The sequence below is a fragment of the Bacillota bacterium genome, from assembly GCA_040755295.1.
In the GTDB taxonomy this organism is placed as follows: Bacteria; Bacillota; Desulfotomaculia; order Desulfotomaculales; family Ammonificaceae; genus SURF-55.
This window is the reverse complement of the sequence record JBFMBK010000001.1, coordinates 12478-27583: the sequence shown is the minus strand read 5'-3', so window position 1 is coordinate 27583 and position 15106 is coordinate 12478. Positions and strand designations below refer to the sequence as shown.

11 protein-coding genes are annotated in these 15106 nt (G+C 54.0%); 2 read left to right on the top strand and 9 right to left on the bottom strand.

Features of this window, described 5'->3' with window-relative positions:
- The first annotated feature begins 241 nt into the window (after positions 1–241).
- Together AB1500_00115 and AB1500_00110 are read left to right on the top strand one after the other, a co-directional pair.
- A complete protein-coding gene (locus AB1500_00115) occupies positions 242–1654 on the top strand; it encodes a multicopper oxidase domain-containing protein (GenBank protein ID MEW6181571.1) in 1413 nt (470 codons plus the stop codon).
- Positions 1655–1658: 4 nt separating this feature from the next.
- Positions 1659–3464, top strand: a complete 1806-nt coding sequence (locus AB1500_00110; GenBank protein ID MEW6181570.1) for a multicopper oxidase domain-containing protein — start codon at positions 1659–1661, stop codon at positions 3462–3464.
- Between the two features lie 333 nt (positions 3465–3797).
- Here the strand turns inward: AB1500_00110 and AB1500_00105 are convergent, their stop codons facing one another.
- The 9 genes from AB1500_00105 to AB1500_00065 form a co-directional block, all read right to left on the bottom strand.
- The gene (locus tag AB1500_00105) at positions 3798–4055 is read right to left on the bottom strand and encodes a hypothetical protein (protein MEW6181569.1); all 258 of its coding nucleotides are present in this window, start codon (positions 4053–4055) and stop codon (positions 3798–3800) included.
- A 155-nt stretch (positions 4056–4210) separates the two neighbouring features.
- Positions 4211–4396: a hypothetical protein gene (locus tag AB1500_00100; GenBank protein MEW6181568.1), complete on the bottom strand. Its 186-nt coding sequence runs from the start codon at positions 4394–4396 to the stop codon at positions 4211–4213.
- A gap of 96 nt (positions 4397–4492) precedes the next feature.
- Positions 4493–5293, bottom strand: coding sequence for a 2-amino-3,7-dideoxy-D-threo-hept-6-ulosonate synthase (locus AB1500_00095; GenBank protein ID MEW6181567.1), 801 nt, complete (start codon positions 5291–5293; stop codon positions 4493–4495).
- A 108-nt stretch (positions 5294–5401) separates the two neighbouring features.
- Complete coding sequence (locus AB1500_00090; protein ID MEW6181566.1) at positions 5402–6508, bottom strand: 3-dehydroquinate synthase II; 1107 nt, start codon at positions 6506–6508, stop codon at positions 5402–5404.
- A gap of 152 nt (positions 6509–6660) precedes the next feature.
- Positions 6661–7917 (bottom strand): AMP-binding protein, encoded by a 1257-nt coding sequence (locus tag AB1500_00085; protein MEW6181565.1) that lies wholly within the window; start codon positions 7915–7917, stop codon positions 6661–6663.
- 171 nt (positions 7918–8088) lie between these two features.
- Positions 8089–8847: an amidohydrolase family protein gene (locus AB1500_00080; protein ID MEW6181564.1), complete on the bottom strand. Its 759-nt coding sequence runs from the start codon at positions 8845–8847 to the stop codon at positions 8089–8091.
- 15 nt (positions 8848–8862) lie between these two features.
- The gene (locus AB1500_00075) at positions 8863–10188 is read right to left on the bottom strand and encodes an AMP-binding protein (protein ID MEW6181563.1); all 1326 of its coding nucleotides are present in this window, start codon (positions 10186–10188) and stop codon (positions 8863–8865) included.
- Entirely contained in the window at positions 10175–12343 is a 2169-nt protein-coding gene (locus AB1500_00070; GenBank protein MEW6181562.1) for a tetratricopeptide repeat protein, read from the bottom strand. Before AB1500_00070 ends, AB1500_00075 begins: the two co-directional genes overlap by 14 nt.
- Positions 12344–12931: 588 nt before the next feature.
- Entirely contained in the window at positions 12932–14980 is a 2049-nt protein-coding gene (locus tag AB1500_00065; protein ID MEW6181561.1) for a NosD domain-containing protein, read from the bottom strand.
- Between the last annotated feature and the right edge of the window lie 126 nt (positions 14981–15106).

Sequence of the window (15106 nt, the reverse complement as noted above, 5' to 3'; positions counted from 1 at the left end):
TGCTGCCGGAAGCGGCACAAAGGATAATGAAAATTAAGACCCTTAAGCTGGTCACTTAGAAGCAGAAATGTTACATAAACGGAACGCGGCGAGAAGTGATGCAGTGCAAGGAAGAACGGCGGAGACGAACCGGAGCGTACTGGATACGTACGTGAGGATTCGGCTCCGCAGGGCTGACGCAGCAATGCGTTGCTTATCGCCGCGCCCTAGAAGAGGAACGCATTTAAGGGAGGGATGTTTAATGCAGGCAAACGCCACTACCGCCCGCGGGCCGGTAAATCTCCGCCTGCGCGCCGCTGAAGGATACGTCGCCACCCCTGACGGGGCAAGCATCTACATTTGGGGCTACACCGGCGAAACCGACACGCCCGCCCAACTGCCGGCGCCGACTATCGTGCTGAACCAAGAGGATGTTGCCACGATCGAACTGGCCAATGAACTCCCGGAGAACGTATCGATCATGTTCCCGGGCCAAGCGGGTGTTCTCCGGGTAACCGGCAGCGCCGTGAGGCCGGTTCGGCCGGCATACGAAAACGGGAGGCTTGTTTCACTGACCGATTACGCGCCGCCGGGAGGAACAATAACATACCAGTTTACAGCCTATCAACCGGGCACTTATCTGTACCACAGCGGGACAGAAATGCGCAAACAGGTGCAGATGGGGTTATACGGGGTAATCATCGTTCGACCGGCGGGGTTCGACCCTTCCGACCCCGCCACGTGGTCCGCTTACGGAGCAGGAACGGATACCGAATTTGACCGGGAATACCTGCTGGTAATAAGTGAAATAGACCCGTTGATGCACGATGTGGTCCGGCTGGGACAACCTTATCACGCCGGCGTTTACAAACCACGGTACTGGACGATGAACGGCCGTTGCGCCCCCGACACCATGATTCCCGACGGGGTGCAGTTTTTACCCCGGCAGCCTTATGGCTCCATGATCATGGCGGAGCCGGGTGAGAGAGTTCTCCTGCGCTACGCAGGCGCCGGAACCGATAACCACCCCCTGCACCCGCACGGAAACCACACCCGGGTGGTGGCCTTCGACGGCCGCTTGCTGAGAAACGGTTCGCAAGACCTTTCGCACAAGCGCTTCACAGTCCTGGTGGGCGCCGGACAGACCTATGACCAGATATTCCAGTGGGACGGTCTGGGTTATGATCCGGTCTCCAAACCCATCCCGACCATTCTTCCGAACCTGCGGAACCAGGCGATCGGTGACGCCGGTTGGACCATGTGGAGCGGCAGCCCTTATCTGGGGTTAAAGGGCGATATACCGGTCGGGGTGACATCTTTTAACATGAACGGCGAGTATTATTTCATGCTCCACTCTCACGAAGAGTTGCAGATAACTAACTGGGGTGAGTTTCCCGGGGGGATGATGACTATGATCGGGATCTTCCCGCCGGGAACCCTCGGACCGGCAGCCGGTAGATCACTGCTAAGTTATTCCGGCGGTAATTATTCAGCCTATATTACACTTACGGAACGCGGTGAGAGGCAAACAGAGGGCGAAGGACGATACCGGACGGAGCGGAGCGTACATGGAAAGTACGTGAGCATCCGGCCGGTGGCGGCCGACAAAGCTATGCGCAGCCTATCGCCGCGCCTAACAGAGCGCCTAAATAGTTGTTCCGGCGCAAGGAGGTAAACATATGCTGATACAGAGAGAGTTTTGGGCACGCTCCGGCATCCTTGTATTACCCGGCGGCATTCCGGCAATTTTCTGGGGTTTGGCCGCCGGTCCCGATGCCGGGCTGCAGATGCCGGGGCCGGTGATTGAGGCGCTAGTCGGTGATCAGGTGGAAGTCACCCTGTACAATACGCTGAACGAGCCCGTCTCGCTGACATTTCCGGGGCAGGAGCTCAGCCCGAATCCGGTTATAGACAGCGCCGGGCGGATTTTATCATTTGCGCCTGCCGCCGTCCCCGGAGGAAGCATGACATATAGTTTTACGGTTTCGAGAGCGGGAACCTTTCACTACGAGAGCGGAACCAGTCCCGAGCGCCAGGTTCAAATGGGTTTATACGGGGCGCTTATTGTGAGACCTACGGGGTATGATGATCCGGCCGACCCCAACTATCAAACCGCTTATGGCAAAGACACAAGCAGCAACTACGATGTTGAAGCCGTTATTGTCGCAAGCGAAATCGACCCGGCGGCGAACAGCGATATCGCTGCGGGTAAGGCATACGACCCGCTTCAATACGCGCCTCAGTACTGGCTCCTTAACGGCCGCCCGTTTCCGGACTGCCAGGCTCCGCCGGAGTCATCCGCCCAACCGTTTTCCGCACGTGTGCGGGCGCTGACCGGCCAGAGAATTCTTGTGAGGCTGATAAACTGCGGCTTCCTTCACCACACGTTCTCCGTCCAGAACGGACCGGCGCGCATAATCGCCACGGATGCCTGGCCTTACCAAACCGCGGCGCTGGATGCAACCTTCAGCAGAAACGCGGTGACCCTCGGCGCCGGTCAAACCTGTGACCTCGCAATGACACTCCCCGATGGAGAGAGTTACTTATACGACCGTGACTTCCTGCACCTGGTGAATGCCGGTGCGTATCCCGGCGGCATGATGACTGTCGTTGACGTCCGTACCGCTTTCCCCGTTACCGCCCCCGCCGCGCCGTCCGACCTTACCGCATCCGCTGCCGGCATAGGCCGGGTTGATCTCTTCTGGAAAAACAACGCCACCGATGAAGAGGGTTTGATTATAGAACGAAAAGAAGATGCCGGCGGGTTTTTGAGGATAACCACGCTTATGGCCGGGGCAACAAGCTACTCGGACGAAAACGTGAGGGCGGATACCGTCTATACCTACCGTGTTTTTGCCTTCAATGCCGCCGGAGGATCCGGCTATTCAAACGAGGCCTCAATTGCCACATCTCCGTACGTTCCCCCCGAAGCGCCGTCTAATCTGACCGCCGCGGCCGTTTCAAGCTCCCGCATCTACCTCGCCTGGCAGGACAATGCGACGACGGAAGATGGTTTCCGCATCGAACGGCGTACAGGTGCTTCTCCGGAGTATGTAGAAATCGCCGTCTTGCCGGCAGGCGGCACGAACTACACGGATAGCGGCCTTGCTCCCGCCACGAGCTTTACCTATCGGATCTGCGGTTATAACGCAGCGGGTAAATCGGGTTACTCCAACGAAGCGACGGCCGTCACCCTTAATACCATTCCCGCTGCACCGTCAAATCTAGTTGCGACAGAGGAAGCGGGGAGGCGAATCAGACTTACCTGGACCGACAACGCGACCAACGAACTGGGTTTTATCGTGGAAAGAAGCCTGATTTTCGATTTCGCCTTTAAACCGATAGCCCAGACCGTTCGGGATGTAACACAATTCCTGGACACCCGCGTGTACCGGGGAATAAACCACTATTACCGGGTTAGAGCATACAACGTTTTAGGGATATCAAGTCCTTCGAATGTCACCGTTATAAAACCCTCCGGTTAAAAAGCTGAAACCCCAAAGCAATCGGTCGCGCAATGCACGTATAGCGCGACCGATTCCATTACAGGGGTTTTAACCCTGCCGCAATCCGGGATTTAATACCCCTCCCAATAGGTAACTAATCCCAACGGCACGGAATAGTATGGCCATATGACAGCGGTGTTCGAGTTTTTAATAAGGCCGGGATAACATACTCCCGGCCTGTGCTTTTTCGCGTATAAACACAGCGGGCTCTGAAAAAGTAAGGGGTTGCTCAAAAGTTACTGCTGCTTTTAGAACAACCTCCCTATTCACTTACAGTTCAATGCATAAGAAGAATCGTACCGCGGGAACACCTTATACGGGAAGAACTTGAGGGGGGATAACTTCTCCTTCTCCCGAAGCCTCTTGAGCCCAACAAACAGGTATCCCGATTTCCTTCAACATTTCAAAGACGGCTTTGGTGATCAGCTCTCCTGAGTTTGGACGCTTCAAGGCTTCCTCAACTCTTTTGATGAACCTGTTCACAGCAGCCTTGATCTTGCTCTCGTGTTTCTTTTTGCCTTTCCAAAGCTGGGATTGGCCGTCTCCTTCCATGACTTCCGGTTCCGCCATTTGTGCACCTCCTTCCCACTTCCATGGTATAATGCAGGTTGTTTTACATATTATTCCGGGTTTGCAGAGAGTGTTACCGTATTAAAAAATAGAGCCCTCTTAGGGCTCTAAACATGTTCCGGTTTTATGCGCTTTTTGTTCTTGACTCAATTGAACTATTTCTCCGGAGGAGGAGCGGCGATATCGAGTTCCTTCAGCATATCCCAGACGGCCTTTTTGATGTCCGCGCCCGCGTTGCCTCCTTTGAGGGCCTCGTCGATCTTCCCGGAAAGACCATCCAGAGCGGACTTATAGTCCTTCTTGGGCTGCTTTTCATATTTCTCGTATTCCACTTTCGGCACTGCTTATCCCTCCTTTTCGACGTTATACTATAGGTTATTCCGGATTATGGAATTTGTTACCGTTAATGTTGTACTATTATCCGAAACCCCACTGCGCTATCGTTCCGGGAAGGACAGTCCCTTCAACACTTCTCGCGGAAAATCGCTGTCCATGATCTGACGGACTACACGTGCCAGTTTAGCCGGGCTGCGGTCCTGGAAGATGTTCCTGCCTATGGCGACTCCCCTGCCTCCCGCCTCCAACGCGTCCGCGACCATTGTAAGGAGTTCTGCAGTGGAACTCATCTTCGGACCGCCGGCGATAACCACAGGTACGGTGACCGCCCTGGTCACCTCGGCGAAGGTCTCCGGGCTGCCGGTGTAATTTACTTTGACTATATCCGCGCCGATTTCCTCGGCGACCCTTGCCGCGTGCTTTATCTTTACGTAGTCGTACTCGCTTTCTTTGTTTCCGTCTCTGACGTACATCATGGCCAGCAGCGGCATTCCCCACAGGTCACACTGTTCCGCAAGACTGCTCAAATCCTTTAACATCTGCAACTCGGAACTCCCGGCAAGGTTTACATGCGCCGATACCGCGGTGGCTCCCATCCTGATGGCGTAGTTAAGCGATGATACCAGTTCCTTTTTGTTCGGCTCCGGAGAAAGAGCTGTCGAGGCCGAGAGGTGAATGATGAGTTCGCATCCCCCGGGCATTACATACGGCGTTACTTGCTTGGCGAGACCTTTGTGAACGATTACCGCATCCGCGCCGCCTTCAGCCACCGCCTGCACAGCCAGGCGGATATCCTCGATCCCGTCCATGGGCCCCACGGATACCCCGTGATCCATGGGCACAATGAACACCCGTTGGGAATTCTTGAACAGGTGCCTTAAACGAATTTCCTTACCCTTCAACTTTTCTTCCCCCTTGCGGGCTCATTTTTCGATAAATGTTCAGTATACGACGTCTCAGAAACATCGAAGCGCAGATGCTTCATTTACGGGAGCGGTGCTAAGCAAGACTTACTTTTCAATAATGGTTTCGGTAACCTTTATTCCTACGTGACGTCCCGGCTCGCATACATAAGACAGAAGTTGGTCGCCCGGGCGGATTGTCGAGGCGTTTTTCGGCTTGCCGTCGGCTCCCATAATCCTGATATGCCAGTCATCCTGAACGATCACGTTCAATTCGGCGCCTGCCGCTTCGCCTCTAATCAGAAGCAGCGGTCTCACTTCTATCTTTACCCGGCCTACGGTCAGTTCCCGCGCAGCGCCCCGGACGTCCACGCATAGAACCTTGCTTCCCGCAGCCAGGTCTGATATGTATTCCGCCTTGTCGTGGGGCATCCAGACGTAAGAGTGGATCGCTCCGGCGTTGACTCTGAAAGGCCGCAGGTTCATGTACGGCAGGAAGTGGGTCTCCGAGCAGACAAGAATACCGCCGCCGGACGTGGAGCCCACGAGCATGCCTTCTTCCTGGGTCATCAGGCTGGTTGTGTCGATACAAGCCCTAACACCCATACCGGCGTGGCGGACCTCCGTGACGGTCAGCGGGTGAAGGTTAAGGTGATGGATTTCTTCCCTGCTCAGATAACTGCTCAGCTTTTGAATCTCCGCTATATCCTGCCCCGAAAACAACACGCCGTCGCTGCCCCTTTCCAGGACCCCGAAGGCCACCTCGGCCTCGTTATAACTTGTTACGCGCCTCAAAAGAACGGTTTTGCCGTCTTCGAGCCGGGCAATGATCAGTTCGAGCGGAATGTTGGTAGGCAGATCAAAATCCACGACGGCGTAGTCGTACTTGGCGGCATCCTGCCAGGAGCGGTCGAGGGACTCGCTCCCTTCAATGGAGAAAAAGGCGCACGTCTTGTAACCGTGCCGGCGGGCTGTTTCAAGAAGCTCCTGCCTGTCTGAAAGAACAACGTCTCCTTCGTTCACAGCCGCCAAATCCTCTTCGTTCCCGATTTCTATGATAAACTCCGTTCTGGCGGGGAAATGGCCGTCACGGCGCTGATCCGGAGAAACCACCACCTTCACGATCGGCGAGTTGTTTATGTATCCCCAGATATCCTGGCGCTGCAGGGATACGGCACGCCCGTCAAACCATATCTCCCTTTGTTTGGCTCCCATTGAGTTTCATCTCTCTTCCCTAGATAAGTTCAAGGTTCAACGTTCTTGGTTCAACTGTTGGACTTGATAAACCCGTAATTCGCAACTCGTGACCGTACCGCTTCCTCACTGTTCCCGGACAGAAGACTGAGGACATAGGACTTAGGACTTATCTAGACCTTAACGCCCTTGATATACGCTTTTTGCTCCATTTCCTGCGCTGAATAAATATGCTGCGGTTTCCCGACCACCGCCACAGCGAGCAGTTCACTGCGGTCATAGAGCGTTCCCTTGGGTACGACCTCGATCCTGAACCTCATTTCATACTTGTTTTCAAGCATTCCAATAAGTTCCCGAGGAACACTGTCGCCGGCCTTTTCCGCCTCCACGACTATATGGACTCCGCCGGGAACAGGCCCGGCCGCCCAAAATCTCCAGCAGGGCAGGTGCGAAAGCATCTCTTCGAAATCCCAGCGGTCCAGCAGTCTGCCTTTAACGTTTACCGCATCATCACGGCGTCCGCGAACCTCAAGACAGATTTGTCTGCCGCAAGCGCAGTTTTCTTCTTTGATTCTGGCCAGGTCCCCGGTGAGGTACCGGATCATCGGGGTTGCCCTTTTCTTAAGGGTAGTAACAACAAGGTAGCCCATCTCGCCAATCCTTACATCTTTCCTCAGGTCTTTGTCAAGAAGCTCAAAGACGAAATAATCCTCAAGGGAATGCGGCCGGCCGAACTCGCAGTCGACCACCGCCGTACCTATTTCGGCCATGCCGTATATATCAAAGACGGGCACGCCCCAGATATTCTGAAGCAGTTTCCGGCGCGCGCCGGAAAGGGGCTCGCCGGCTGTCAGGATAGCCCGCAGATGCGGAAAGTCCTCATGAGGGTTAAGCCCCTGTAACTCGGCGGTTTCGGCTATCAGGAGAGCCTGCAGGGGAAGACCGGCAAGTATAGTCACCTCAAGATTTCTCAAAAGGTTGACCACCCGCGGGAACGGGCTTACGGTAGACCTGGAACTGGCGGGTATCACGCAGGCGCCCTTTGACTGGGCCGCTGCGTGGACCATATGGGCTACAGCCGAGATGGCATAGGGGAACCTCACCAGCACCGTATCTTCCTTGTTGAAACCAATACCGCATCTGGTTATCTCTTTGGCGTTGTCCTTGAGGTCATGTTTAGTGAACCAGGTAGAAACCGGCGGGCCGGTCGTTCCATATGTCTCATGGTACTGGCAAATCGCCGCCCGGGGCACGCAGAGCAACTCGAAGGGCGAACAGCGCCTTAAGTCCTGCTTGGTTGTAAGCGGAATACGTTTTAATTCCTTAAGGGAGCGCAATGGCCTGCCGGGTAAGCGGTCCCGGTAAAAGGGGGAAGTCTTACACCCTTCCAGTACCTCGTTTAAAAGTACGAGCTTTTCATGTGGGTCCATTTTTTTAACCCTTCCTTAGCAGGTTTACTGGATAAACCATTAAAACAGGTCCGATGTCCGAAGTCCGACGTCAGGAACAGAAAAACCTGGGTAAACTCTACTTTTGAATTCTGACTCCGGATTCCCTGACTTAGGACTCTCGACTTTCGACTATGGACTTAGGACTGAATTTTAATTCACTCGCAGCAGAGATCTGATATTGCCGCCCAGTATCTTCTCCATTTCCCCGTCGGTCAGATCTAATAGAAGAATTTTTTCCAGTTCCACTGCAGGGTGTGAAAGGGGAAACTCTGAGCCGAAGATGATTTTATCCGGCCCGGTTGCTTTAACTGACTCTTTAATGTGCAGAAAGCTTCCCGTAGATGTTTCCAGGAATAAGTTCTTCAGTTCTACCGCCGCCCCCAGGGCTTCTCTGTCAGCGGGCCCGAAGCCCATGTGCCCTAGAATAAAGTTGGTTTTGGGAAACTGCCGGGCCAGGGCGATAAACCTCGTTGTGGAAGCCCCGGGGCTGAAAACAACATGGCTGTATACGGGGTAACCATAATCACCGCAACAAGCAGACAGGGCCGCCACCGATTTGCCGGCGAAAGAAAACTGGTGTGTCATAGGCGATAACTTAAGCCCTTTAAATCCCTTTTTAAAACTTGTTTCCAGCATCTCCGTGGCATTCGGATTGTGTGGATCAATACAGACAAATCCTAACAGATTGTTGCCATTAGCCCCGCAAGCTTCTGCAACATAACCGTTATTGGGAACCGGGTTTTCCGGTTTAGCCTTTCCAGTGATATAGTCGGTCATCTTTCTTACGTCCACCGTTCCTCCCGGAACCACCACGCCTTTTTCAATTCCGGCGCTTTCAAGCTGTTCTAAGTAAAGATCGACGTTGCCGTAAGAAGTTGTGGAAATATGAGCATGCCCGTCGATGATCAATATAAACCCTCCTAATCACTTCTCAACTACCCGGATTGTCTTCCCACGCGGGCGGGGAATTCTGTCCACAATCTCAAACTCGCAGGGCAGCCCGGTGCCGAACTCCATTTTGCCGGCCAGCGATTCCACAAGTTCTGGGGATGGAGATACTCCCGGAGCCGGTTCGGCACGAATCTTCAGGCGATCGGCCCCCCCGGGCGGTACCACGAATTGGAACCAGTTTCCTACCTCCGGCAGCCGCATGAGGAATTCTTCAAGGTAAAACGGAGAGAAGGGTATACCGCAGATCGTAACCTGCTCAACCAGCCGACCTCTTAGGAAGAGCCGCGGTAGTGCGACGCCGCAGGGACAGGGGTCCATTTCGATGTAGCCTAAATCCTGTGTGCGATAGCGCAGAATCGGTGTATCGTAACGAAGCAGGCATGTTACCACGATTTCCCCTATTTCACCGGGTTCGAGAACCGCTCCGGTTTTTGGATCGACGATTTCGACGATGACGTGGCCCATTATGATATGGTAGCCGTTATGCGAATCGCACTCGATGCCGACCCCGCCGCACTCAAGGGAACCGTAATAGAAGTTGGCTTTAGTGCCCCAAATATTTTCCACCCGTTCCCGGAAAGACGGTGAGCAGCCTTCGCCGGTCAGCCACATTTTTTTGAGCGGCAGGCTGCTGAGATCGAGCGATTCTTCAGCCGCCGCCTCCGAAAGAGTGACCGCCCAGGAGGGGGTGGTGATGACCACCGTCGGCTGCAGGTTGCGCATCAGCTTCACCGTCTTGGCCGGAGTGGAGTAGGCGCCGCCTTTTCCTGCGGGGACCACGGTGGCCTGACAACCCTCCATAAAGGTCTTGTGGAAAGCCAGACCCGCCGAACTCATTTCGTACGGCAGCGCGTTGAGACAGATGTCGCCGGGTACTATCGGCACCAGCGTCGGGTACCCCGTGGCCAGTTCATAGCGATAATAATCCTCCCACGTATTCATGATGTATATCTCTTCCCCGCCGGTGGTGCCCGTTGAAACCTGAATCAAAGATACTTCCTTCTTGTCGCATGCCAGGAGGATCCAGGGTTTTCCCCGCAGTTCGTCTTTAGTGATGAAAGGCAGCCGGGCAAGGTCAGCGAGTTCCACGATATCCTCCGGGGCAACCCCGGCCAGGTCCATTTTTTCACCGTAAAAGGGTGAGCGCTCGTAGGCGCGGCTTACAATAGCCCTTATCGACTCTTTTTGATACTCGGCCAGCGTTTCTAACGGCATATCGTCAGCGAAGACATCGGTAAAGTACCGGGCTGTCACTCCCGGTCTACCGATCTGTTTGAATATCTGTTTAAGATTCATCATCCTTTGCTTCCACCTTTCCACGCAACGCCACGGCATATTTGGGGTCAGGATCATCGGCCAGCAGGTTTGCCCAGACTTTCTTGGCTTTTTCCCTGTCTTCAACCCGCTCGTAAGCCGACCCCAGATCGTAAAGGATCTTATGATACTGCTCTTTTGAAAAGATGGTGTTATCCTTTTGATAGGCCATCGCCAGGTAGCGGAAATCTTTTATGGCCTTGTGGGTCTGGTGGAAGAACGCTTCGGGCAGCGAGTTGGTAAGATACGCCCGGAGAAGGCGGATTGCGGGATTATCCCTGTCTCTGCTCAAAGCGCGGTTCACGTGCACCATTCCCTTTATGGCGCTTCCGAACAAGGTGTTGGGATCCGTCCCGTCCCGCGCCACCAGCGCCATGCTGCTGCCGTAATAAGCCCGGGCAAGGGTGTCTCCCTGGTTTTTTTCGTAAGCCTTTTCCCACATGTCGAGGGCCAGCTTAGCCGCTTCCCTGTTACCCGCAACGCCTAGGTCGTGCAGGCGTATGCCCTCTTTGTAATAAGCCTCTTTGTCACCCTCAAGGGACAGTTTCTTCATACTGTTCCTGACAAGGTTGAAACCGCGATGCTCCTCGATCATGGCTTTATATTTCGGGGCGGGACGAAGGGACAATAGCTTTTTCCAATCAGCTGCGGCTTCTTCTTCCATGCCCAAACGCCTGTGCGCCACACCGAGATCAAAAAGGAGCCGCTGGTAGGACTCCTTTGAAAAGACAGAATGGTCTTTCTCCCAGTGCCGGATCAGGTACTCGAAGTCCGCTATCGCTGCAGCGGTACGGTGGAAGAAGGCCTCGGGCAGGCGGAAACCATGGTAGGCTCTTATAAAACGCACCTCTACATCATCCGGGTTGCTGTTCACAACAGCGTCCAGGGTCTTCATTGCTTTGATGGCTCCGGCGAACATTTTCCCGGGGTCCCCCGCATGGCGCGCCTCGAGGGAAGTGCAATCGGCGTGATAAGCCTTGATCAGCGGGTTATCCGGCTCCAAGTCCAGGGCTTTCGTGAAATGATCGAGCGCTCCACGTACCGCTTCCTTGTCGCCAGACAGTGCGACACTGCGCAACTTCAGCCCTTTTCCGAACAATTCATCTTTTTTTTTATTTGTTTGCAGGTCGACCTCCGTAACGGGCACATTCTGAGAGATGTTTTCTTCTTCGGTCAGTTCCGGCACTTTTATTCCCTCCTGTTTTAGAAGCTGTCTGTACTTTGCGTCCTTTGTCCGGGATAAGAGTTTTTGCCAGGTTGACTCCGCCTCCTCTTTTCGCCCCAGACGCTTGTATGAAGCCCCCAAGTCGTAAAGGACCTGGCAGTAAAAATTTCCTGAAAACACACTCGGGTCTTTTTCATAACGTGCGGCGAGGTAACCGAAGTCTTCTACGGCGGTAGCGGTGCGGTGGAAATAATTCTCCGGCAGCCGGTAGCAGACGTAAGCCCTTAAGGTGCGGACTTCCGTGTTATCGGGAGCGTTCGACACGGCTCCATCCAGGATTCTTAGACCCTTGACGGCCTTTTTGAATCTTTCGTTGGGATCCAGGGCGTCACGGCCAAGAAGCGCGGTTGCGCTGCCGAAGTAAGCCTCTACAACACTGTTTCGCGGAGCCGCCTTCAGTATTTTCTTCAGCAGGTCATAGGCATTTTTGACCGCTTCTTTATCACCCGTAACCCCGCGCTCGTGCAAGCTTACCGCTTCGTGAAAGGCCTCTGTCAAAAGCATTCCTCTACGGCCTCGGATCCTCACTTGAGCTTTCTTGGTTTCGCCGGCTGTCTCACCGGCATCATCCCCCGGCGCAGGATATTTCCCCGCTTTCATCTCGGGTTCTGCTTCGGCTTTTACCTTTACTTTGGTATCTGCTTCAGGCTGGGTCTTCGCTTTTGATTGAACTGCCGGATCTGGGTCCTCAGCGCCTTTAACCTCCGGTTTTAGTGCAGCGCCTGCTTCCTTATCGACCGGTTTTTCCTCTTCAAAACCGGCCGTCGGTTTTACTTGTTCCCTTGCTTCGGGATATTCTTCTGTTTCTGCCGCGACTTCCGTGGAAAGAACCTTTTGGTTTCCATCACCTTCCTTGATTCCTTCTTGCCTCAGTTTAGCCCTTCGAACCGACCCGAATGTCACTGACGGCAACATAAATATTCCTCCTCGCGCTAAGTGGGAATTTATTGGTAAAACGGACTCCGATTTCGATTTACCGTAGTCTATGACCATAATGTGCTAGGGGTGAATGTCCTATGGTTTAATTGCATGGTGTTTACATTAGTGTTTTTTTATCTATGAGACATAACGCCCGGCGGGTACTAATACGTAAACCGGGTTAGTCTTAACGGCAGGATGCCTTTGTAAAACCGTCTTCAATTCGGACCGGCGGGATGAGATTGAAACAATGGAAGTACTCAATGACTGGCTATGCGGTTAACAATATAGAAAGCCCGCGACCCTTGAGAGCCGCGGGCTTGAGCCAACACTTCGCTTCATTGTAACTATTCAGGCACCCCGTAGGGCGCGGCGATAAGCTACGCATGTCGGAAGTCAGATGCAGGATGTCAGAGGTCAGAACTTCGAAAAATTCGCTACGCGAATTCCTTTTTTCTTCAGACTTCTGATTTCCGGCTTCCGACATCTGAATTCAGTACGCTCCGCTCCGTCCGTCGTCGTCCTTCGCGCTCTGCTTGCTTCCCGCCACGTTCCGTCAGTGCAACACTTCGCTGAATGTACGCTTTATTTATCCCAAAGCGAAATCGTTACGTACTTCGAACTCCCGTCATCCAGCGCGATTCTGAGCTGCCAGGTCCCAACGGAAAGGTCCTTGGTTTCAAGATTAAAGAGGTACTGGTTTTCGTCGGTACTGTACCTGAACGAATTGTCATCGACCGCTTGGCTGTTCGACACCGCTTCAATTTCATCGCCGGGAACCCCTTCGACCACCTTCGCCAGGTACAGCCTTACGGTCGCTTTGGTTGCATAATTACCATCCGCATCCTGCAACCGGAACTTGACCGGTATGCAGCGCCCCAGTTTGAAGGTGCTGCCGCCGTCGTTATCGATCGGGGGCAGAACACCGCTGTAGGCGTAGCGGACGTAGTAGTTTACCGTCTTAGCGGCCTGGTTCCCGGCGTTGTCCACCGCGGTTACGGTGAACTCCTTCGCACTCGTGATTGCGGTGTCGACGGCCACCCCGCTGGGTACGGTTCCCGCAGCCGAAGCAACACCCGAAATCTCATCGGTCGCCGACCAATCCGCCGGTACATTTTGATTCAGGAGCAATTCGCTCCCGTCCAAAGGAGTATTAATCGTTATCTGCGGCGGCGTCTTATCGATTTTCGCCGCCTGCTCACGAACCTCTTCAACATTCCCGCTGTTGTCCACGGAGCGGTAGCGGAAGGTTGTGGTTCCTTCGTCGGTTATCGTGAACGGGCCGGAGTAAACAACCCAATCCGTACCGTTGAAACTGTATTCGGTCCTTGCCACGCCGGAACCGCCTTCGCCGTCGGCCGCCGTCAGGGTTACCTCAACGTCGGAGATAAACCAGCCGTTCTGGCCTGGGATCCCGGACAGGAGGACCGTGGTGGACGGCTGAATACCGTCGAGCTGCCAGCCGTCCCGCCTTGTCCAGGGGAGATTGTCCTGACCGTAACACATGCGGTTCGGCCGCACAAAGACGTACGGGTTGTCGACAAAGCCGTCGCCGTCGGCATCGGGGCTTGTCCAGTTGCTCCAGTAGTTGCCGCCCACCGGCTTTTCAAGGTTGAAGACGTTGCCGCTGCCGATCCCCGCCGTTGCCTGGGTCGTGTTGTTGATGAAATTGTTGTTGTATACTTTGTTGTTATATGAGTTCCAGATGTGGATGCCGCAGCCGTTTTCCGTTATGGTGTTTTCGTTGACGGTGTTGCCGCCGGCATTAATGAAGTAAACCCCATAATACTTGTTCTTTTCCAATACGTTCCCGGAGATGATGTTGTTGGGGCTGCCCTGCAGGTTAATCCCGGTACCGCTGTTAACCGCGGTGTTGTTTGCGATGGTGTTTTTTTGGCAGCCCATAAGGCGGACCCCGCCGACGTTGTCCGAAACCGTGTTCCGCTCCACGATATTGTCTGTGGAGCCCTGCATGTGAATCCCAAACACGCTGTTGTTATTTGCTGTGTTATCGGCGACGGTGTTATAACCGCAGCCCATCAACCAGATCCCGCATCCTTCATTCGAAGCGGTATTGCCGGTGACTGTATTGCCGGAAGACCCCATGAGGTAAAGCCCGAAGATATTGCCGCAGGCGCTGTTGCCGGCGACCTTGTTGCCGATTCCGGCCTGAATGAGCAGACCCTGGTAGTTGTTGCCGTCCAAAACATTATTCTCGATATCGTTGTTCCTGGAGTTAATGACCCAGATGCCGCGGGTGTTCTTTAAGGCGGTGACGCCCGTAACGGTGTTTCCGTTTGAGAGACGCATCTGAATACCGTTTGTGAACTTCTTAATCTTGAGGTTCTTGATGGTAACGCCGTTTCTCATCAATAAGTAAATACCGTCGCCGGTCCCGTTACCCGTGATGACGTGCCCGTTGCCTTCGAGGGTGATTCCGTCGCTCTTAATCTGAATCTGCGCGTTCAAGTCCTTCATTAACGAAGCCGTCCTGGTTGCCTGGTCCCATGTCCCGACGGGTTGGCTCCACCCGACGTCGCCGAGCGTTATCGGCGTAGCCGCCAGGACTGTTCCCACGCTTGTAAATCCCAGGACCAAACCCGTTATGATGAGGATAATCAGACTCTTTCGCAAGACCTTTCCCTCCCTTCCACGTTGATGCCATCCCGCGATATTCGAAGGTACCCCTTCCATATGTTTATACCGGTGTACAGGCGTATTTTGGTATTTTTCATATAGGTCCTTTACCCTATTCTCATA